20 protein-coding genes are annotated in these 19609 nt (G+C 72.2%); 9 read left to right on the top strand and 11 right to left on the bottom strand.

The window, feature by feature from the left end:
* Positions 1–63 precede the first annotated feature (63 nt).
* From VHW64_RS14175 to VHW64_RS14160, 4 genes are read right to left on the bottom strand one after another with little or no spacing between them, the layout of a single operon-like run.
* Complete coding sequence (locus tag VHW64_RS14175) at positions 64–429, bottom strand: thioesterase family protein (protein ID WP_329651215.1); 366 nt, start codon at positions 427–429, stop codon at positions 64–66.
* The gene (locus tag VHW64_RS14170; RefSeq protein ID WP_329651214.1) at positions 426–923 is read right to left on the bottom strand and encodes a GNAT family N-acetyltransferase; all 498 of its coding nucleotides are present in this window, start codon (positions 921–923) and stop codon (positions 426–428) included. Before VHW64_RS14170 ends, VHW64_RS14175 begins: the two co-directional genes overlap by 4 nt.
* An 11-nt stretch (positions 924–934) precedes the next feature.
* Positions 935–2656: an acetolactate synthase gene (locus VHW64_RS14165; RefSeq protein WP_329651213.1), complete on the bottom strand. Its 1722-nt coding sequence runs from the start codon at positions 2654–2656 to the stop codon at positions 935–937.
* A gap of 54 nt (positions 2657–2710) precedes the next feature.
* Entirely contained in the window at positions 2711–3550 is an 840-nt protein-coding gene (locus VHW64_RS14160) for a DUF2785 domain-containing protein (RefSeq protein ID WP_329651212.1), read from the bottom strand.
* Positions 3551–3669: 119 nt separating this feature from the next.
* Between VHW64_RS14160 and VHW64_RS14155 the strand changes: the two genes are divergently transcribed.
* On the top strand, positions 3670–5151 hold the full coding sequence (locus tag VHW64_RS14155) for a sensor histidine kinase (RefSeq protein ID WP_329651211.1): 1482 nt from the start codon (positions 3670–3672) through the stop codon (positions 5149–5151).
* A 21-nt stretch (positions 5152–5172) separates the two neighbouring features.
* Here VHW64_RS14155 and VHW64_RS14150 read toward each other — a convergent pair whose 3' ends face one another.
* Entirely contained in the window at positions 5173–5424 is a 252-nt protein-coding gene (locus VHW64_RS14150; RefSeq protein WP_329651210.1) for a WhiB family transcriptional regulator, read from the bottom strand.
* A gap of 215 nt (positions 5425–5639) precedes the next feature.
* Here VHW64_RS14150 and VHW64_RS14145 point away from each other — a divergent pair, with 215 nt between their 5' ends.
* Positions 5640–6035 carry a hypothetical protein gene (locus VHW64_RS14145; protein ID WP_329651209.1) on the top strand — a complete coding sequence of 132 codons (396 nt, stop codon included), beginning with the start codon at positions 5640–5642 and terminating at the stop codon, positions 6033–6035.
* Between the two features lie 205 nt (positions 6036–6240).
* On the opposite strand, the gene VHW64_RS14140 is transcribed toward VHW64_RS14145, so the two are convergent.
* The 3 genes from VHW64_RS14140 to sodN are packed head-to-tail and all read right to left on the bottom strand — an operon-like array spanning position 6241 to position 7855.
* Positions 6241–7026, bottom strand: a complete 786-nt coding sequence (locus VHW64_RS14140; RefSeq protein WP_329651208.1) for an RNA polymerase sigma factor SigF — start codon at positions 7024–7026, stop codon at positions 6241–6243.
* 6 nt (positions 7027–7032) lie between these two features.
* Positions 7033–7440: an ATP-binding protein gene (locus tag VHW64_RS14135; protein ID WP_329651207.1), complete on the bottom strand. Its 408-nt coding sequence runs from the start codon at positions 7438–7440 to the stop codon at positions 7033–7035.
* A gap of 13 nt (positions 7441–7453) precedes the next feature.
* Positions 7454–7855, bottom strand: a complete 402-nt coding sequence (gene sodN / locus VHW64_RS14130) for a superoxide dismutase, Ni (protein ID WP_329651206.1) — start codon at positions 7853–7855, stop codon at positions 7454–7456.
* Between the two features lie 164 nt (positions 7856–8019).
* Between sodN and VHW64_RS14125 the strand changes: the two genes are divergently transcribed.
* From VHW64_RS14125 to VHW64_RS14110, 4 genes are all read left to right on the top strand, one after another.
* Positions 8020–8328, top strand: a complete 309-nt coding sequence (locus VHW64_RS14125; RefSeq protein WP_329651205.1) for a S24 family peptidase — start codon at positions 8020–8022, stop codon at positions 8326–8328.
* A gap of 83 nt (positions 8329–8411) precedes the next feature.
* Complete coding sequence (locus VHW64_RS14120; protein ID WP_329651204.1) at positions 8412–9608, top strand: NADP-dependent malic enzyme; 1197 nt, start codon at positions 8412–8414, stop codon at positions 9606–9608.
* Positions 9609–9617: 9 nt separating this feature from the next.
* Positions 9618–10586, top strand: coding sequence for a zinc-binding dehydrogenase (locus VHW64_RS14115; RefSeq protein ID WP_329651203.1), 969 nt, complete (start codon positions 9618–9620; stop codon positions 10584–10586).
* Positions 10586–11281: an SDR family oxidoreductase gene (locus tag VHW64_RS14110; protein WP_329651202.1), complete on the top strand. Its 696-nt coding sequence runs from the start codon at positions 10586–10588 to the stop codon at positions 11279–11281. Before VHW64_RS14115 ends, VHW64_RS14110 begins: the two co-directional genes overlap by 1 nt.
* A gap of 16 nt (positions 11282–11297) precedes the next feature.
* Here VHW64_RS14110 and VHW64_RS14105 read toward each other — a convergent pair whose 3' ends face one another.
* Complete coding sequence (locus VHW64_RS14105) at positions 11298–11474, bottom strand: DUF6104 family protein (RefSeq protein ID WP_329651201.1); 177 nt, start codon at positions 11472–11474, stop codon at positions 11298–11300.
* A 13-nt stretch (positions 11475–11487) separates the two neighbouring features.
* Positions 11488–15213 carry a multifunctional oxoglutarate decarboxylase/oxoglutarate dehydrogenase thiamine pyrophosphate-binding subunit/dihydrolipoyllysine-residue succinyltransferase subunit gene (locus VHW64_RS14100; protein WP_414690501.1) on the bottom strand — a complete coding sequence of 1242 codons (3726 nt, stop codon included), beginning with the start codon at positions 15211–15213 and terminating at the stop codon, positions 11488–11490.
* Between the two features lie 290 nt (positions 15214–15503).
* Here VHW64_RS14100 and VHW64_RS14095 point away from each other — a divergent pair, with 290 nt between their 5' ends.
* The 3 genes from VHW64_RS14095 (at position 15504) to VHW64_RS14085 (ending at position 18139) form a co-directional block, all read left to right on the top strand.
* Entirely contained in the window at positions 15504–16091 is a 588-nt protein-coding gene (locus tag VHW64_RS14095; protein WP_329651199.1) for a hypothetical protein, read from the top strand.
* Positions 16091–17005: an LCP family protein gene (locus tag VHW64_RS14090; protein ID WP_329651198.1), complete on the top strand. Its 915-nt coding sequence runs from the start codon at positions 16091–16093 to the stop codon at positions 17003–17005. The genes VHW64_RS14095 and VHW64_RS14090 overlap by 1 nt, the downstream gene beginning before the upstream one ends.
* Before the next feature lie 90 nt (positions 17006–17095).
* On the top strand, positions 17096–18139 hold the full coding sequence (locus VHW64_RS14085) for a threonine aldolase family protein (protein ID WP_329651197.1): 1044 nt from the start codon (positions 17096–17098) through the stop codon (positions 18137–18139).
* Here the strand turns inward: VHW64_RS14085 and mptB are convergent.
* Positions 18090–19580, bottom strand: a complete 1491-nt coding sequence (gene mptB, locus VHW64_RS14080; protein WP_329651196.1) for a polyprenol phosphomannose-dependent alpha 1,6 mannosyltransferase MptB — start codon at positions 19578–19580, stop codon at positions 18090–18092. The two genes, VHW64_RS14085 and mptB, sit on opposite strands and share 50 nt — an antisense overlap.
* Positions 19581–19609: the final 29 nt, after the last annotated feature.

The following is a 19609-nucleotide window of genomic DNA, read 5'->3' as shown; positions in this document are numbered from 1 at the left end:
GTGTGCCTGCGACCGCGGGGTGGCGCGGTGCGGCGCGGTCGCGGGCGCGCGACCCGTCCGGCGTCAGAGTCGGCCCAGGAAGCGCTCGGCGTCCACGACGACCCGCGTCACCTCTCCCGTCGCCACGACCGGGCCCGCGTCCGCCTCTCGAGCCACGACGGCGAAGCGGTGGAGCCGGCCGTCGGTGAAGACCTCCGTGGCCGCCAGCTCGAGCCCCGCGCCGACCCGGCTGCCGCGGGTGTGCTCGAGGCTCACCCGGGTGCCGACCGAGGTCTCGCCGGCCCCGAGCCCGGGCTCGATGGCCGCGCACGTCGTCGCCTCGCACCACGCGAGCAGGCGCGGGGTGGCCAGCACCGGCAGGGTGCCGGAGCCCAGCGCCTCGGCGGTGTCGGCCTCGGTGACGGTGAACCGCAGGGTCGCCTCGCTCACGGTGTCGCTCCCAGGTCGAGCCGGTAGGTGACCAGGTCGATCCCCGGCGCCGGCGACCAGTCTCGGTCCGGGTCGCGGACGAACCCGGCCCGGCGGTAGATCCGCTGGGCGGACTGCATCGCGGCGAGGGTCGACATCACGACCGCGGTGGCGCCGTCGGTGCGGAAGCGCTCGACGACGAGGTCCACCAGGGTGGCTCCCACGCCGGTGCCCCGCGCCTGCGGGGACACCGCCAGCATCCGGAACTCGCCCTCGCCGTCGCGCGAGACCTCCCGCCACGGGGAGCCGGGCGGCGTGATCGTCACGGTGCCGAGGATCTCCTCGGTGTCGTCGGGCGTCGCGACCCACAGCTCCGCCTCGCGGTCGCGGGTGGCGGCGTCGCGCAGGTGGCGGACGTATCCCGCGGTGTTGCCCCCGGCGAACTCGGCGTACGCGGCGACGGTGACCTCGCCGACGCTCTCGAGGTCGCCGGGCCGGGCCCTTCTGGTGCGCACCGCCGTCCTCCTCACACGCCGTAGGTGCTCCGCGGGTACGCCGCGGCGACGTCGGTGATCACGTTGACGAGGTACGGCGCGTCGGCGGCGAGGGCGCGGTCGAGGGCAGGCCCGATCCCGCGCGGGTCCGTGACCGTCTCCCCGGCGCCGCCCAGGGCCCTGACCACCTCGTCGTACCTCGTCTGCTCGCCGAGGTCGGCCGCGACGTCGTAGCCGTAGATCAACTGCATCGGGCCCTTCTCCAGGCCCCAGGCCGAGTTGTTGCCCATCACCATCACCACCGGGAGCCGATGGCGGACCAGGGTGTCGACGTCCATCAGGGAGAAGCCCGCGGCGCCGTCCCCCAGCAGCAGGACGACCTGCGCCGACGGCCGGGCCAGGCGCGCGGCGATCGCCGCGCCCAGGCCCGCGCCGAGGCACCCGTAGGGCCCGGGGTCCAGCCACCCGCCGGGCCGCTTCGGCTCGACGTACTTGCCGGCGAAGCTGACGAAGTCGCCGCCGTCGCCGATGACCACCGCGTCGTCGGCCAGGCGGCCGACGAGCTCTCCGTAGATCCGGGCGGGGTGGATCGGGTCGGCCTCGGCGCCGAGCAGCTCGGCGTCTCGAGCGGTGGCCTCGCGGACCGCCGCCCGGAGGTCGGCCACCCAGCCGCTCCATACCGAGAGGTCGGCTCCGTCGAGACCGGAGAGCAACCCGCGCAGGACTGCGGTGAGGTCGCCCGAGACGGAGCCCGCGAGCTCGGCGTGCTGCGCGAGCTGGCCCGGCGAGTCGGCGACGTGGACCACCTGCGCAGGCCGGCTGCCCTCCTCCTTGCCGCCGAAGACGCCGTACCCGAGTCGGAAGTCGAGGGGGGTGCCGACCACGACGACCAGGTCGGCGCCGCCCAGCGCGCGGCTCCGCGCCTTGGTGACCAGCAGCGGGTGACCGCCGGGGACGACCCCGCGCCCCATGCCGTTGGTGATCGCGGGCAGGCCGGCCGCCTCGACGAGCTCGAGTGCCGCGTGCTCGGCGCCGTCGGCCCACACATCGGTGCCGAGCACGAGCACCGGACGCTGCGCACCCGCGAGCAGCCGTGCGATGCGGTCGACCTCCTCGGGGTCCGGTCGCTGACCTCGGTCGCGGCTGCCGTCCGGCACCACCGCCTCGGCCTGGTCGAAGAGCTGGTCCATCGGCACGTCGACGAAGACCGGGCCGCGATGGGGTGCGCCGGCGAGACGGAACGCCTCGTCGAAGCCACCGGCCACCTCGGCGGCCGTCGGGATCGTGCGCGCGCTCTTGGTGATCGAGGCCAGGATGGGTGGCTGGTCGAGCTCTTGCAGGCTGCCGCTGCCCCAGCGGCTCTGGGGCGCGCGACCTCCGACGACCACCATCGGCGACCCGGCGAACTGCGCCTGGGCGACGGCGCTCACGCCGTTGGTGACACCGGGTCCGGCGGTCAGCACCGCCAGGCCAGGCACGCGGGTCAGCTTGCCGGTCGCCTCGGCCGCGAAGGCTGCGGTCTGCTCGTGCCGGACGTCGAGGATCCGCAGGGGCGGCTTCGCCCTGACCGCTCCGTCGTACATCGGGAAGACGTGGGCTCCCGAGAGCGTGAACAGCGTCTGGACCCCGTGGGCCCGCGCCACCGCGACGGCGACCTCGCCGGCATGTCCGCGGACCGTGCCAGGTGGCACGGAGGCGGGCGACCCGGCGGGTGACTCGGTGGGGGAGTCGGTGGGGGAGTCGGATGCGCTCATGACCGCAGGTTACCGGCGGGTCACCAGGGCCTGGTCAGAGCCGTCGCCGCCGGGTCAGCGGGCCCCGAGGTAGGCGGCATTGGTCACGCGCAGGGCACCCACGAGCTCCAGCAGGAGGTCGGCGCGGACGTCGATCGGCTCCGGAGCCAGCGCCACCTGGAGGTGCAGCGCGCGCAGGAACGCCTCGGGGTTGCCGGTGACGAGGTAGGGATCGGTGTCCGGCGGACCGACCGCGGTGGCCCCGGCCGAGACCCGCGCGACCCAGGGCTCCAGGATGCGCAGCGGCACCAGCCGCCGGCGGAGGACAGCCATGGTGGCCGCGGCCAGCCGGTCGGGCTCTCCGCTGGTCAACGGCGGGCTGGGCGCGAGCACGCGGTCGGCGACGACGTCGAGGAGCACCGTCAGCTCGGTGAGGCCGAAGTGGGACGAGCCGGCCAGCGTGCCGACGGCGTCGGCGCCGTGCGCCACGGCGTGCGCCCAGCCGCGGCCCGGGACGAAGCCGCGCACGTCGCGCTCGCGGACCAGCCAGCCCGCGACACGGTCACCCCACTCCAAGACCTTGCCCGTCGGCAGGAGGGACTCGGCGTTGTCGCGACGGATGCACTCGGCGAGCACCAGGACCGAGAAGCTGCGGCGGAAGACCGAGTCGGTCCCCGACTCGCCCAGCCCCTGGGTCAGACCGGCCGCCATGCCGTCTCCGAGCCCGGGGAGCAGGTCGTCGTAGACCCCCGCGGCGATCCAGGTGGCGAGGATCGGGTAGGCGGTCTCGTCGCGCTCCACCGGGTCGGTCGAGCCGAGCATGGTGGTCAGCTCGGCGGTCAGGTCGACCAGTGGACGGTCGCGGGGAACCTCCATCGCGGTGGAGGCGACGTCGTGCCAGTACCCCGATGACATGCGCCCATCCTGCCAGTCGTCGCTACGGTGGCCCACCGCGCACGTCCCTCCAGCCCTGGCCCCGAGCACGGCCCCGGGCACGGCACCGCCCGACGTCCCGGGCGTCCTACGCTGGGTCGGTGCCGTCCCTGCTGGAGCTGGTCCACAGCCACACCGACCTCGGCGAGGAGGACGTCGACCTCCTCCAGCGGCTGATGGCCGACTGGCAGATCATCGCCGACCTCTCCTTCGCCGACCTGGTGCTCTGGCTGCCCGACCGGGGCGGCGAGGGCTTCTGGGCGGCCGCTCAGATGCGTCCGACGACCGGCCCCACGGCATACGTCGACGACATCGTCGGCAGCTTCGTCCCGGTCGGCCGGCGTTCCCTCCTCGACCGTGCCTACGCCGACGGTCGGCTGGTGCGCGAGGGCGACCCCGAGTGGCGCGACGACGTCCCGGTGCGGGTGGAGACCATCCCGGTGCCGCGGGCTGGGCGGGTGGTCGCGGTGGTCGCGCGCAACACCAACCTGCTCGGGGTGCGCACTCCGAGCCGGCTGGAGCTGTCCTACCTCCAGAGTGCCGCGGACCTGACCTCGATGATCGCCGCCGGTGACTTCCCGGCGGAGGGCCAGCGCAGCGACCACGCCGACTCCCCCCGGGTCGGCGACGGGTTCGTGCGGGTCGACGAGCGCGGCCGCGTGACCTACGCGAGCCCGAACGCGGTCTCGGTCTACCGCCGGCTCGGCTGGTCCGGTGACCTGGAGGGACACGGGCTGGCGGAGGTCACCCGCGAGCTGGTGCCCCCGCGGCGGCGTCCCGACGAGGAGACCCTGAGCGCGGTACTCGGGGGGCGTGCGCATCTGGACACCGAGGTCGGCGACGCCCAGGTCGCCTTGATCGTGAGGGCGATCCCGCTGCGCTCGCGCGGGCAGCACCTGGGGGCGCTCGTGCTCCTGCGCGACGTGACCGACCTGCGTCGTCGCGACCGGGAGCTGGTCACCAAGGACGCCACCATCCGCGAGATCCACCACCGGGTGAAGAACAACCTCCAGACCGTGGCGGCGCTGCTGCGTCTCCAGGCGCGCCGGATCGGGTCGGCGGAGGCCCGCGCGGCCCTGGAGGAGGCGGTCCGGCGCGTCGGGTCGATCGCGATCGTGCACGAGACGCTCAGCCAGGAGGTCCTCGACGAGGTCGCCTTCGACGAGATCGCCGACCGGTTGGGGTCGATGGTCACCGAGGTCGGTGCCGCGCCCGAGGGGGACGGCGACCGGCCCGTCGTACGCCGGCTCGGGTCGTTCGGGCTGGTGGCCAACGAGACGGCGACCGCGCTGGCGATGGTGCTCACCGAGCTGCTCCAGAACGCCGTCGAGCACGGCTATCCCGACGCCAGCCCGGGCACGATCACCATCGAGACCGAGCGCCTCGCGGGGCGGCTCCGGGTCACCGTCGACGACGACGGCGCCGGTCTGCCCGCCGACTTCGACCTCGACACCTCCGTCAACTTGGGGTTGACGATCGTGCGGACGCTGGTGGAGTCCGAGCTGGGAGGGCTGCTCGAGCTCCGGGCCGGGCCGGACCACGGCGCGCGGGCCGTGGTCGACGTACCGCTGGACGGGGGCTGAGGAGCCCGCGCCGGACCTCGGTCAGGCGGTGCGGACCCGGGCCCGCGAGCTGCGACGCTTGAGCGCGCGGCGCTCGTCCTCGCTGAGGCCACCCCACACACCGTGGTCCTGACCGGCCTCGAGCGCCCATTGGAGGCACTGCTCGCGCACCTCACATCGTCGGCACACCTGTTTGGCCTCCTCGATCTGGAGGATGGCCGGTCCGGTGTTGCCGATGGGGAAGAACAGCTCCGGGTCCTCGTCGAGGCAGGCAGAGCGGTCGCGCCAATCCATGGCTGTCGCAGAACTCACTTTCACACGGGGTGCATCATCGGGGGGTGGTCACGGACGCTCGGATGTGAATGCATTCACGAGCGCTCCACCACACTGACAAGAATTGCATCGGGAGACAACCCTTTCGGCCGGTCAGTTTTGTCACAGGCCCGGACATCGGTCGAGCCCACGTCCGCCCCTCGGTACCCACCTGGTCGCGTCGTACTCTGACGACCGTGCAGGACGCCCACGGCCATCGCGTGCCCCCACCCCTGGTGGTGGCCGCCGGCCTGACCGCCGTGGAAGGGGTCCTGGTGCTGGTCTACGCCGTCCTGGAGGCCGCCAGCGTGCACTCCGACCGGCTCACGATGGGGGTCACGACGGCGGTCTTCTTCGCCGCGCTCGGAGCCGGGCTGGTCGCCGGCGCGTGGTACCTCGCCCAGGGGCGCACCTGGGCCCGCAGCCCGGTCGTAGTGGCGCAGATCATGGCCCTGGGCCTGGCCTGGAGCTTCGCCGGAGGCTCGACGACCTGGGTCTCGGTGCTCCTGGGCGTCGTGGGGCTGGTGGTGCTCGCCGGCATCCTCCACCCGGCCAGCATGGCCGCCCTCGGCGACCGCCCCGCCGACCGCTGACCGCCTGCCCCCTGCCCCCAGCCCTGTTTCGTGCTCTGCCACATGCTCTGCCAAATCCCCCGCTGAAGCGGGGGATTTGGCACTTCCTGGCCGCTGCAACCCCCAAGAAGTGCCAACAGCCCCTGGTAGGTGGGGTGCGTGGGGCTGCTGTGACTGCGCCCGCCTCGGGCTCCTCATGGGGCCCGGTGTCACCGACGTGCTGGGGTCAGCCTCGATCCTGGTACGACGTCCGGAGCTGCTCCAGGGTGCGGCTGAGCAGGCGGGAGACGTGCATCTGGCTGACGCCGATCTCGGTGGCGATCTGAGACTGGGTCCGGTTCCTGAAGAAGCGCAGCAGCAGGATCTGCTTCTCCCGGCTCGGCAAGGCCTCCAGCAGCGGCTTGATCGACTCGCGGATCTCGATGTGCTCGAGGCCTGCGTCGTCCAGGCCGATCATCTCCAAGATCGTGGCCCCGCCCTCCTCGGCACCGTCGTCGGCGGCGTCCAGGCTCAGCGTCGAGTAGGCGTTGCTCGACTCGATGCCCTCCACGACCTCCTCCAGCGAGCACCCGATCGACTCGGCCAGCTCGCGCGGCGTCGGTGAGCGGCCGAGGAGCTGGGTCATGTCCGCGGTCGTGCTGGTGATCTGCATCCGCAGCTCCTGGAGGCGCCGGGGCACTCGGATCGCCCAGCCCTTGTCGCGGAAGTGGCGCTTGATCTCGCCGATGATCGTCGGAGTCGCGTACGTCGAGAACTCCACGCCGCGCTCGAGGTCGAAGCGGTCGATCGCCTTGATCAGCCCGATGGTGCCGACCTGGACGAGATCCTCGTGGGGTTCGCCGCGGTTGCGGAAGCGGCGAGCGCAGTGCTCCACGAGCGGAAGGTGCCAGGCGACCAGCTCGTCCCTGGCCGTCATCCGCTCGGGCTCGGGCGCGGTCGGGTCGCGGAGCACGTCGAAGAGCAGGGCGCTGCGTTCGATGCCCGGGGGTTCGGTGCCCCCGTCCGAGGTCATCGGCCGCTACCGGCTCGTCTCGGGCAGGGCGAGGCTGGAGTCGCTCGAGAAGCGCACCTCGAGGTGACGCTCGCCGGCGTCCGCCGTCGCCTCGTCGGCGAGCGTGGTGAGGACCTGCCAGGCGAAGCTCTCGTAGTCGAGCTCGGCCCGGCCCTCGGTCTCCACCCGCACCGAGACCTCCAAGGTGCTCGGAGTCTGCCGGAACTCCGCCGCGAGGTCGCCGCCCGGCCGCGCCTGCGGCAGCACGAGCGCGCAGGCCTCGCCCACCGCGATCCGGAGGTCCTCGATGTCGTCGACAGTGAAGTCCAGGCGAGCGGCGAGTCCGGCCGTCATGGTCCGCAGGACCGAGACGTAGGCGCCGTCGGCCGGGACGCGCAGGGACACCTCGGCCCTGCCGAGGTGCGGGCTGTCCATGCGCTGTGGGCCCTCAGGCCTTCTTGGTCTCCCAGAAGATCTCCGCGATCTCGTCGATCTTCGCCAGCAGCTCGTCGGCCTTGCCGGCGTCCAGCTCGCCCTTGGTGCCGGTGGCGCCGGCGAGCTTGGTGGCCTCGTTGACCAACGTGTGCAGCTGCGGGTACTTCTCGAAGTGCGGCGGCTTGAAGTAGTCGGTCCAGAGCACCCAGAGGTGGTGCTTGACCAGCTCCGAGCGCTGCTCCTTGATGAGGATCGCGCGGGTGCGGAAGTCCGGGTCGTCGTTGTCGGCGACCTTGGCGATGATCGCCTTGACGGACTCAGCCTCGATGCGCGCCTGGGCCGGGTCGTAGACACCGCACGGCAGGTCGCAGTGAGCCGACACGTCGACGGTGGGGGCGAACAGCTTCGCGAACATCGTGGACCTCTCTCGTGGTTCGGGGCTGGCGAAGGCGCCAGCGAGATGGTGGTGATGACTCACCTGGGACACTACTCCGCGTGGTGAGGCGCCCAGGACCGGGTTCGTACCCGATCCGACGACCCGCAATCGGCCGGGTTCTCGGCGCCTTCAGGACCGTGGGGATGGCTCGCGTCCACCACGAGTCGATGCGACCCACCCTCGAGCCGGGCCACCGCCTCCTGGTCAGGTACGGCGCGCCGGTGACGGCCGGCCGGCTGGTGCTCGCCCGCTTCCCCGACGGCACGCTGGCGGTCAAGAGGGCGGCCGAGGCGCGCGTCACCCGCAGCGGTCAGGCGGGGTGGTGGCTGCTCAGCGACAACCCCGACGCGGGCGTCGACTCCCGCCACCGGGGCGTGATCCCGGCCGGCGACGTGATCGCCGTCGTCGTGGCGCGCCTCTGGCCGCGCCCCGGACTCGCCCGGCGCTGGTGACCGAGTGGGGCCGCCCGGGCGTGCGGTGTCCACGAACGCACGACCGGTGCGGCACGTCGTACGCCCTGTGCCACAGTGGCCGGATGGCTGCCATCGTCGACGCGCCCGGCGACCATCCGTTTGCCGGTGACCCGGTCTTCGACCTCCATGTGGGCGGCAAGCTGGAGGTGCGCTCGCGGGTCGCCCTGACGAGCCGCGACGACCTCTCCTTGGCCTACACCCCCGGCGTGGCGCGGGTCTGCGAGGCGATCGCCGCCGACCCCTCGCTGACCCGCCACTACACCTGGGTGCCGCACACCGTCGCCGTCGTCACCGACGGCACCGCCGTCCTGGGGCTGGGCGACATCGGCCCGGCGGCGGCGATGCCGGTGATGGAGGGCAAGGCAGTGCTGTTCAAGCAGTTCGGCGGGGTCGACGCCGTGCCGATCTGCCTGGCGAGCACCGACGTGGAGGAGATCATCGAGACCGTCGTCCGGCTCGCGCCGAGCTTCGGTGGGATCAACCTCGAGGACATCTCAGCACCGCGCTGCTTCGAGATCGAGGAGCGGCTCAAGGGACTGCTCGACATCCCCGTCTTCCACGACGACCAGCACGGGACGGCCGTCGTCGCGCTCGCGGCCCTGACCAACGCCTTGCACCTGACCGGCCGTCGGCCGGAGGACACGCGGGTGGTGGTCTCCGGGGCCGGCGCGGCCGGAGTGGCCGTGGCCAGGATCCTGCGTGGCGCGGGCGTGGACGACATCGCGGTCGTCGACCGGCAAGGCGTGCTGAACTCCCGTCGCACCGACCTCACGCCGGTCAAGCGCGCGCTCGCCACCGACACCGCCGACCGACACGACCGGCACGGCTCGCTCGCCGACGTGATGGTCGGAGCCGACGTCTACCTCGGTGTCTCCGGCGGGACCGTGCCCGAGGAGGTGGTGGCGAGCATGGCCGACGACGCGATCATCTTCGGCCTGGCCAACCCGACCCCCGAGGTCCCCGTCGACATCGCTCATCGTCATGCGCGCATCGTCGCGACCGGACGGTCGGACTACCCCAACCAGATCAACAACGTCTTGGCGTTCCCGGGGATCTTCCGCGGGGCGTTCGACGTCCATGCCACGGCGATCACCGAGGGGATGAAGCTCGCAGCCGCCCACGCGCTGGCCGGGCTGGTCGGCGACGACCTCGCCGACGACCACATCGTCCCGTCGCCGTTCGACCCCCGCGTGGGTCCCAGCGTCGCCGCTGCCGTTGCCGCTGCGGCCCGCGCGGACGGCGTCGCCGGGCCCGGCTAGGGTCGGCACATGTTCGCGGTCTACGCCGAGAGGTTCAGCAGCGACGACCCGCTCAGCGGGCTGGTGCTGGGGGAGCGACCCGAGCCGGAGGTCCCCGAGGGCTGGACGACGGTGACGGTCGAGTCCGCCTGCCTCAACCACCACGACCTGTGGTCGCTGCGGGGGGTCGGGCTGCGCGAGGAGCAGCTGCCGATGATCCTCGGCTGTGACGCGGCCGGGCTGGACGAGGACGGCAACGAGGTGCTGGTCCACGCGGTCGTCAGCGACCCGGGCTGGCGGGGCGACGAGACCGAGGACCCGCGTCGGTCGTTGCTCTCCGAGCGCTACCAGGGGACCTTCGCCGACCGGGTCGCGGTACCGAAGGCGAACCTCGTGCCCAAGCCGGCGTCGCTGTCGTTCGCCGAGGCCGCATGCCTGCCCACCGCCTGGCTCACGGCGTACCGGATGCTCTTCGTGCAAGGGGCCCTGCGGCCGGGCCAGTCGGTCCTGGTGCAGGGCGCCGGGGGAGGCGTGGCGACGGCGCTGATCACCCTGGCGCGCGCCGGAGGCCTCCAGGTCTTCGCCACGAGTCGCGACGAGGCCAAGCGCGCCCGGGCGCTCGAGATCGGCGCCCACGCGACGTACGAGACGGGCGCACGCCTGCCCGACCGGGTCGACGCCGTGATGGAGACGGTGGGTGCGGCCACCTGGACCCACTCGCTGCGGTCGCTGCGCCCGGGCGGCACCCTGGTGATCAGCGGCGCGACGAGCGGCGCCAACCCCGACACCACCGAGCTGAACCGGATCTTCTTCCTTCAGCTGCGGGTGATCGGCTCGACGATGGGCACGCGCGCCGAGCTCGGCCAGCTCGTGTCCTTCCTCGACGCGACCGGCGCCCGGCCCCTGATCGACCGCACGCTGCCGATGAGCGCGGCGCGCGACGGGTTCGCCGCGATGAACGACGGCGACGTGTTCGGCAAGATCGTCTTCACGCGCTGATGGCCACCCACCTGGTCACGGGTGCGGGGTCGGGCATCGGCCGCGCGGTGGCGCGGGCACTGCACGCGCGGGGCGACGACCTGGTTCTGCTCGCCCGTACCCGCGCCCGCGCAGACGAGCTCGAGACCGTCTTCCCGGGTGCCGACGTGCGCGTCCTCGACCTGGCCGAGCCCGATGCCGTCGACGGCTTCGACGCCGTTCCGCGACGTCTCGACTCGATGCTCCACATCGCCGGCGTGGTCGAGCTCGCCCCGGTCGCGGAGCTCGATGCCCACCAGCTCCGCGAGCAGCTCGAGGTCAACCTCGTGGCGCCCGCGCTGGTGACCCGCGCCTGCCTGCCGGCCCTGAGGGCGGCCGGCGGCACCGCCGTGTTCGTGAACTCCGCCGCCGGTCTCGCGGCCGGCGCCTCGTGGTCGGCGTACGCCGCGTCGAAGTTCGGCCTGCGCGCCCTCGCCGACGCGCTCCGAGCCGAGGAGATGGGCAACGGCGTGCGCGTCACCACGGTGTTCCCGTCGCGCACGGCGACGCCGATGCAGGAGAAGGTGCACCAGCAGGAGGGCGGCACCTACGACTCGGCGCTCTGGATCAGCCCCGAGACCGTCGCGGCGACGATCCTGCACGTGCTGGATCTGCCGCGCGACGCCACGATCCCCGAGGTCACCGTGCGCCCGCTCGTGCCCTGGACCCCCCGCTGACCCGTTGCGACGCCGGTCAGTCCTCGGGGTCATCGAGGCGGGCCAGCCAGGTCGCGAGGCGCTCGACGGCGGTCTCGAACTCCGGGTGGGTGTCGGTGAACTCCTGGAGCCGGTCGCCGAGCCAGTCCAGCGTGACCTCCTCGTCGCCACGGCGCCGTTGCAGCTCCTCGATGCCGCGGTCGGTGAAGTACAACGCTGCGCCCCGGTCAGTAGCTCGCGACCGTGCGGTCGCCCTCACGCGCGAACGCCGCCGCGATCAGCGCCTTCTGCTCCTCGGTGTGGCGCTTGGCCGTCCCGACCGACGGCGAGGACGACCGCGGCCGCGTGATCACCTCGACCGGGTGCTCCAGCTCGGGCCACACGTTGAGGGTGTACCACGACGCGGGGCCCATGTTGCCCGGCTCGTCCTGCACCCAGCGGACGGCCTTCAGGCCGGGCAGGGCCGCGAGCTGCGCCTTGATCTCCTCGGTCGGCTCGGGATAGAGCTGCTCGACGCGAGCGATGGCGAACCGCTCGGCGTCCTCCCGCTTGGCCCGCTCGACCATCAGGTCCCAGGTGATCCGGCCGGAGCAGATCAGCAGGGTGTCGACCTCTGCCGGGTCGGCGTCGTCGTCGGGGATGAACGGCCGGAACGTGCCGGTCGTGAAGTCGCGCGGCTGGGAGGCCGCCTCCTTGCGCTTCAGCATGGACTTGGGCGTGAACACCACCATCGGCCGGTGCTCCTCGCCGAGCGAGTGCTGCCGCAGCAGATGGAAGTACGACGCCGGGGTCGAGGGCTGCGCGATGACGAAGGCGTCGTCGGCGGCCATGGCCATCCAGCGCTCGATGCGCGCCGAGGAGTGGTCGGGTCCCTGGCCCTCGTAGCCGTGCGGGAGCAGCAGGATGACGCCCGACTGTTGGCGCCACTTGTTCTCACCGGAGGTGATGAACTCGTCGATGACCGTCTGGGCGCCGGTGACGAAGTCGCCGAACTGCGCCTCCCAGAGCACCAGCGCGTCGGGGCGTGCCACGGAGTAGCCGTACTCGAACCCGAGCGCGGCGTACTCCGAGAGCAGGGAGTCGTAGATGTGGAACTTCGCCTGGTCCTCGGTGAGGGCGGTCAGCGGCGTCCACTCGTTGGCGTTGGTGCGGTCGATGATCGTGGCGAAGCGCTGCACGAACGTGCCGCGCCGTGAGTCCTGCCCGGCCAACCGCACGGGACGCCCCTCCATGAGCAGCGAGCCGAAGGCAAGGATCTCGCCGGTGCCCCAGTCGATCGGGCCGTCGGCGATCGCGGTGGCACGGCGCTGGAGCTGCGGCATCACCTTCGGGTGGACCGTGAACCCCTGCGGTGGCGTCACGTAGGCGTCCGCGATCCGCTTCATCGCCTCCACGGGGATCGCGGTCTGCGCCGTCCCGAACGGCTTCTCGGGGTAGTCCGGCACCGTCGTCCACTCGGTCGGGTGGGAGTCGGCCTCGCGCACCTCGGTGAACACCCGCTCGAGCTGCAGCTGGTAGTCCTTGAGGACCTGCTCGGCCTCCTCGATCGTGATGTCGCCTCGGCCGATCAGGGACTCGGTGTAGAGCTTGCGGACCGAGCGCTTCTGCTCGATCAGGTCGTACATGAGCGGCTGGGTGTACGACGGGTCGTCGCCCTCGTTGTGACCGCGCCGGCGGTAGCAGACCAGGTCGATCACGACGTCCTTGTTGAACGCCTGGCGGTACTCGAAGGCCAGGCGGGCGACTCGGATGCACGCCTCGGGGTCGTCGCCGTTCACGTGGAAGATCGGCGCCTGGACCATCCGGGCGACGTCGGTGCAGTAGAGCGACGAGCGCGAGGAGCCGGGCGAGGTGGTGAAGCCGACCTGGTTGTTGACGACCAGGTGGATGGTGCCGCCGGTGCGATAGCCGCGCAGCTGGGAGAGGTTGAGGGTCTCCGCGACGACGCCCTGGCCGGCGAAGGCCGCGTCACCGTGGATCAGCAGGGGGAGCACGGGGTAGTCCGCGCCCCGATCGAGCACGTCCTGCTTGGCCCGGGTGATCCCCTCGAGCACGGGGTCGACGGCCTCGAGGTGCGACGGGTTGGCCGCGACCGACACCTTGATCCGGTCGCCCTGCCCGGAGAGGAACTCGCCCTCGGCGCCGAGGTGGTACTTCACGTCGCCGGAGCCCTGCACGGTGCGCGGGTCGATGTTGCCCTCGAACTCCCGGAAGATCTGGGAGTAGCTCTTGCCGACGATGTTGGCCAGCACGTTGAGCCGGCCGCGGTGGGCCATCCCGATCGTGACCTCGTCCAGCCCGATCTCGGCGGCGGCCTCGCAGATCTCGTCGATCACCGGGACCGTCGTCTCGGCGCCCTCGAGGCTGAAGCGCTTCTGACCGACGAACTTGGTCTGGAGGAAGGTCTCGAACGCCTCGGCCTGGTTGAGCTTGAGCAGGATCCGCAGCTGCTCCTCGCGCGGCGACTTGGTGTGCGGCCGCTCCACGCGCTCCTGGAGCCACTTGCGCTGCTCGGGATCCATGATGTGCATGTACTCGATGCCGGTCGTACGGCAGTAGGAGTCGCGCAGGATCCCCAGGATGTGGCGCAGCTTCATGAACCGCCGGCCCTCGCCGCCGAAGGAGCCGGTCGCGAACTCGCGGTCGAGGTCCCACAGGGTCAGGCCGTGCGACTCGACCTCCAGGTCGGGATGGCTGCGCTGGCGGTACTCCAGCGGGTCGGTGTCGGCCATCAGGTGACCGCGCACGCGGTAGGCGTGGATCAGCTCCAGGATGCGGGCCTGCTTGGAGATCTCGTCGTCGTGGGACGTCGCGATGTCGTGGCTCCAGCGGATCGGCTCGTAGGGGATCCGCAGCGCCCGGAAGATCTCGTCGAAGAAGGCGCCGTCACCGAGCAGGAGCTGGTGGAGCTGCCGCAGGAACTCGCCGGACTGCGCGCCCTGGATGACCCGGTGGTCGTAGGTCGAGGTCAGCGTCATCACCTTGCTGATGGCGTTGCGCGCGATGGCGTCCTCGGAGGCGCCCTGCCACTCCGGCGGGTACTCCATCGCGCCGACGCCGATGATGGCGCCCTGCCCCCGCATCAGCCGGGGCACGGAGTGGTTGGTCCCGATGGTGCCGGGGTTGGTCAGCGAGATCGTGGTCCCCGCGAAGTCGTCGACGGTCAGCTTGCCGTCTCGGGCCTTGCGCACGACGTCCTCGTACGCCGTCCAGAATCCCGCGAAGTCCATCGTCTCGGCGCCCTTGATGTTGGGCACGAGCAGCTGGCGCGTCCCGTCCTTCTTCTGCATGTCGATCGCCAGGCCGAGGTTGATGTGGGCCGGGGTGATCTGGGTCGGCTTGCCGTCGACCTCGTCGAACCCGACGTTCATCTCCGGCATCGCCTTGAGGGCCTTGACCAGGGCGTAGCCGATCAGGTGGGTGAAGGAGACCTTGCCGCCGCGTGCCCGGGAGAGGTGGTTGTTGATGACGATCCGGTTGTCCCACAGCAGCTTGACGGGCACCGAGCGGACCGAGGTCGCGGTCGGCACCGACAGGGAGGCGTCCATGTTGGCCACCGTGCGCGCCGGCGCGCCGCGCAGCACGGTGTACGTCGGCTGGTCTCCGGCCTGCGCCGGCTCGGGGGCCTTGGTCTCCTTCGGCACCGGCCGGCCGGCGCCGTTGGCCGTCTCGGCCGCCGTGTCCGGCCGGGGGCGTGACTGCGTGGGCGCGGCCGGCTCCGGGGCCGCGGGCGGGGGTGCGCTCGCAGCCTTGCTGGTCGTGCCGCCCGCGCTGCCGGTGCTCGCCGTACTGGCCTTGCTCGGCGTACTGGCCCTGCTCGGCGTGGTCGGGGTGGTCGAGCCGGTGCCGTTGCTCGACCCGTTGCCGACGCCGTGACGGCCGTCCTTCGCCTCGAAGTACGCCGCCCAGGTCGGGTCGACGCTGGCCGGGTCGCGCTGGAACTGCTCGTACATCTCCTCCACGAGCCACTCGTTGGCTCCGAAGTCCGAGGAGGGAGCTGGTACGGCCGGGCTGTCGGCCGGGGTGTGGGAGGGGGTGTCGGAGGGGGTGGTCTGCTGCTGCGACACGGGTCTGCTTCGCCTCTTCCGGGACGGGCGCATGGGTGGACTGGATCTGCCTCCAGGCTAGTCCCCCACGCACACAAATACCGAAGTACGGTCCCGGGGTGGTGCAAGGTGGGGGAGTGCCTTCCTCCGCCCTCTCCCCGACCCCCGCCCGGCCGCCTTCTCGGATCCTCGTGAGCGTGAGCGCCGTCGCGTTGTCGACGGCCCTGTCGCTGACGCTCGCAGGCTGCGGTGGCGGTTCGTCGTCGCCGAGCTCGAGCCCGTCCGGCAGCACCGGGCCCGACGCGGCGGCCCCGGCCGGGTCGACCCTCGTCCTGGGGCGTGTCGCCGGCGACCTGCACCAGCCCAACAAGCGGGTCTTCGCCCGCCACCGCAAGCAGGTGCTCGACGACGTGGGCAAGGCGGTCGACAGCTGGGTCGACGGCGGCTTCGTCGCAGTCAGCTACCCCCGCAGCAGCTTCGGGTCGGCCTTCGCGGCCTTCACCGCTCCGGCCCGCAAGGACGCCGAGCACCAGCGGCGCCTGATGACCAACTGGGACCTCCGCAAGCAGATCGACGGCGTCCACGTCGTCAAGCGCAAGGTCACCGTCGACGTGCTGGCTCCGCACGGTCGCCCCGCGGGTGCCACGGCCCGGGTGTCACTGGTGTTCACCACGACCGGAGACGCGACGAAGCGGGTCATGGTCCACGGCCGGCTGTTCCTCAGCCCCGACGACTTGGGGACCTGGCAGATCTTCGGGTACGACGTGGCGAAGGGCGGCCAGTGATGAGGCGCCGGGTGCTGCGGGTGGCCAAGCTGGCGTCGCTCGGCGTCGTGCTCGCGGTGGTGACGCTGGTGCTGCCTGACGCCTCGCCGAAGACGACGGAGTTCGCGCTGGTCAAGGTGGACCAGGGCAGCGCCGCGGCCCTGGGCCCCGACGTGATCTCGATCCTGGCCGTCGGCTCCGATGCCCGGCCCGGCGAGGACTTCACCCGCACCCGTGGTGACGCCCTCCAGCTGGTCACCATCAACACCAGGACCCACGCCGCCAGCATCATCGGCGTGCCCCGCGACTCGTGGGTCGACATCCCGGGGCACGGGATCGACAAGATCAACGCCTCGCTCTACTACGGCGGCCCCCAGCTGATGGGGGACACCGTGGGGAACCTGATCGGCGTCCACCCCGACTATGTCTTCGTCACCCGCTTCCAGTGGCTGACCCAGATGGTGAACTGGCTCGGCGGCATCGACATCCGCAACCCGTTCGCCTTCAGCGACGAGTACCTCAAGCCCAAGGGCTTCAGGGCCGGCCGGATCCACCTCGACGGCTACGACGCCCTGGCCTACTCGAGGATCCGGCACAGCCTGCCGACCGGCGACTTCGAGCGCTCCGCGCACCAGGAGATCGTCCTCAAGGCCATCCAGGCCAAGGTCCGGGCCAACGCCGACAAGCCCGGGTTCGTCGAGCACGGCGTGCTCGACGCCATGAGCCACATGGACACCAACCTGTCGCCGTCGCAGCTCTTCCGGCTGGCCCAGGTGATGGCGCAGGTCGACCCGAGCAAGGTGCGGTCGTGCGTGGTCCAGGGCGGGATCGGGACGTCGTCCGGCGGCGCCAGCATCGTCCTTCCCTACGTCTCGCAGGCCCGCGACATGGGCAACCAGATCCGTCACGACGCGACCCTGTCCCACTGCGGTTGAGGCCAACGGCGGTCGAGCCGCCCGGGGTTGGGCGCCGACCCGAAGTGACCCGCCTCGCGCCGCGCCCGGGCGACCGGGCAGGCTGTGTCCGTGATCGAGCTTCGTAGCGACAACGCCGCCGGGGTCGCCCCCGAGATCCTCGCTGCCGTGCAAGCCGCCAACACCGGATCGGCCCTGGCCTACGGCGGCGACGACCTGACCGCCCAGCTGCACGACGTCGTCCGGTCGGTGTTCGACCACCCGACCGCCCGGGCGTTCCCGGTCACCAGCGGCACCGCCGCGAACTCGCTGGGGCTCTCCGCCCTGACGCCGCCCTGGGGTGCCGTTCTCTGCCATCCGACGGCCCACATCATGACCTCCGAGGGTGGCGCAACGTCGCTGTTCGGCGGGGGAGCGGTGATGCAGGGAGTCGCGGGGGAGGACGCCCTGGTCGACCCGGATGCGCTCCGGGCGACGCTCGGGGCGGTGCGGTGGGGAGATCCGCACGAGAGCCAGCCCAGCGTCCTGTCGTTGACGCTGCCCAGCGATCTGGGGACGGCGTACCGGCCCGAGCAGGTCGCCGAGCTCGCCGGCATCGCCCGCGAGCGCGGGCTCCGCGTGCACGTCGACGGTGCCCGTCTCGCCAACGCCGTCGCCGCCCACGGGTGCGCACCCGCCGACATGACGTGGCGGGCGGGGGTCGACGTGCTCTCGCTGGGGGCCACCAAGAACGGCGCGCTGAGCGCCGAGGCGATCGTGGTCTTCGACGAGGAGATCGCCGACCAGCTCGTCTACCGCACGAAGCGATCCGGTCATGTGACCAGCAAGATGCGCTTCCAGTCCGCCCAGCTCACGGCGTACCTCACCGACGGCCTCTGGCTGCGGATGGCACAGAGCTCCAACCGGAGGATGGCCGAGCTGGTCGCCGCGCTCGAGGCCGTCGACGGCATCGAGCTGGTCGAACGCGTCGACGTGAACATGGCCTGGGTGGACCTGCCCGCGGCGGCGATCGACGCGCTCGAGCGCGTCGGGGAGGTCGTCTTCTACCGGATGGGCGCCACGCGCATCCGGCTGGTGACCAGCTGGGAGACCACGGCCGAGGACGTCAGCGAGGCGGGACGGCGGTTCGCCCAGGCCGTCGCGGAAGCCTCCTGAGCCGGTCACCCGACGGGCCCGGCCGGCTGATCGCGGCGACCAGTCCGGCGAGTGCGACGACCAGGACGAGCAGGAGCCACTCCGGTGGCTGAGGTCTCACCGAGGCCGGGAACCACAGGACCAGCGTGGCCGACGCCGCAGCCGTGACGACGACGACCAGCGGCGTCAGGGCGTCCACGACCAGGAACGTCAGCGGCCACAGCAGGTACCACAGCCGCGGCGCGGGGCTGCTGAGCACGATCACCAGCATGGCCAGGGCCAGGGTCCGCACAGGCGGGCGCCGCCGAGCGGTCAGCGTCAGCGCCACCAGGGCGAGAGCCAGGAAGACCAGGCCCACCGGATGGACCAACGGGTAGCGATCCTTCGGAAGGTCCGCCACCCGGCCCGGGGCGACCAGGTGCGCGACGTTGCCGATCTGCTGGGAGACCGAGAGCCAGCGCACGCCGATGGTCCCGTCGCCGACGTGGGACGCCCAGCCGAAGCCGAACCCGGTCACCAGACCGACCGCGGCCAGGACGGCGACGCCTCCGACGCAGGTGGCCACACCCACCCCGACCAGGCGGCGTAGCGGGGGGTAGGCGGGGCGGCGCGGACCGGCGTAGCGCCACCAGACCAGTGGCAGGAACGGCAGCGCGACCAGGGCGATCACCTTGATGGCGGCGGCGGCGGCCACGAGCGTCGCACCGATCAGCAGCGCCCGCCGCAGGTCGTCGGTGCCGGCGGTCACCGCGACACCGCCGACCAGCAGCGCGAGCATCACCGCGTCGTTGTGGAGGCCGCCGAGCAGCATGATCATCGGGAACGGCCCGGCCACGGCCAGCCACAGCGCGGGCTCCGGACGTGCGCCGGTGCGCCTGGCGAGCCTGACCAGAGCCAGGCCGAGCGCGACCATCCCGACCACCGTGATGCCCCGCAGGACGAACATGCCGGCCCAGGGGTGTGGCGCCGTGGCCCGGACGACCACACGGCAGAGCCACAGCCAGAGCGGCCCGTACGGCGAGCCGGTGGCGAGCCACTCGTGCGCCACCGCGTGCGGGTAGGGCCCGGGCACCGCGGCCGGGCCCTGGGTGTAGGGGTCCAGGCCGTGTGCGGCGACGTTCGCCTGGCCGAGGTAGGTCCAGACGTCCTGGCTGGTGACGGGTGCGGCAACCAGCAGGGGCAGGCCCGTCGCCGCCGAGACCCAGCACAGCCGGCGGGTCCCGCCCTCGCCGGACGGGTCGAGCACGAGCCTGCCGAGCGCGAGCCAGGACAGGACCATCAGGGCCACGCCGAGCAGGTACACCCAGCGGTACGGACCGGTCGCGACGGTGCGGTCGAGGTGGTGGCGCGGCAGCGCGCCGACGACGTAGGACGCCCGGGCGACGAGGGCGGAGCCCGCCACCCCGACGGCACAGACGGCGACGGTCGACGCGACGTGGCGTCGGACCGGCGGCGAAGGCATGGGTCGAGTGTGCCCGGTCGGTCGGCGCT

The organism is Nocardioides sp., assembly GCF_036267815.1.
Lineage (GTDB): Bacteria > Actinomycetota > Actinomycetes > Propionibacteriales > Nocardioidaceae > Nocardioides.
The sequence above is the reverse complement of the archived record's forward strand: the minus strand, read 5'-3'. Positions and strand labels throughout refer to the sequence as shown.

Bases quoted from the DNA above. Each gene is read 5' to 3' on its own strand.
- VHW64_RS14165 (WP_329651213.1), bottom strand. From the start codon at position 2,656: ATGAGCGCATCCGACTCCCCCACCGACTCCCCCACCGAGTCACCCGCC.
- VHW64_RS14160 (WP_329651212.1), bottom strand. From the start codon at position 3,550: ATGTCATCGGGGTACTGGCACGACGTCGCCTCCACCGCGATGGAGGTT.
- VHW64_RS14150 (WP_329651210.1), bottom strand. From the start codon at position 5,424: ATGGATTGGCGCGACCGCTCTGCCTGCCTCGACGAGGACCCGGAGCTG.
- VHW64_RS14140 (WP_329651208.1), bottom strand. From the start codon at position 7,026: ATGACCTCGGACGGGGGCACCGAACCCCCGGGCATCGAACGCAGCGCC.
- VHW64_RS14135 (WP_329651207.1), bottom strand. From the start codon at position 7,440: ATGGACAGCCCGCACCTCGGCAGGGCCGAGGTGTCCCTGCGCGTCCCG.
- sodN (WP_329651206.1), bottom strand. From the start codon at position 7,855: ATGTTCGCGAAGCTGTTCGCCCCCACCGTCGACGTGTCGGCTCACTGC.
- VHW64_RS14125 (WP_329651205.1), top strand. From the start codon at position 8,020: ATGGCTCGCGTCCACCACGAGTCGATGCGACCCACCCTCGAGCCGGGC.
- VHW64_RS14120 (WP_329651204.1), top strand. From the start codon at position 8,412: ATGGCTGCCATCGTCGACGCGCCCGGCGACCATCCGTTTGCCGGTGAC.
- VHW64_RS14115 (WP_329651203.1), top strand. From the start codon at position 9,618: ATGTTCGCGGTCTACGCCGAGAGGTTCAGCAGCGACGACCCGCTCAGC.
- VHW64_RS14110 (WP_329651202.1), top strand. From the start codon at position 10,586: ATGGCCACCCACCTGGTCACGGGTGCGGGGTCGGGCATCGGCCGCGCG.
- VHW64_RS14100 (WP_414690501.1), bottom strand. From the start codon at position 15,213: ATGTACGAGCAGTTCCAGCGCGACCCGGCCAGCGTCGACCCGACCTGG.
- VHW64_RS14090 (WP_329651198.1), top strand. From the start codon at position 16,091: ATGAGGCGCCGGGTGCTGCGGGTGGCCAAGCTGGCGTCGCTCGGCGTC.
- mptB (WP_329651196.1), bottom strand. From the start codon at position 19,580: ATGCCTTCGCCGCCGGTCCGACGCCACGTCGCGTCGACCGTCGCCGTC.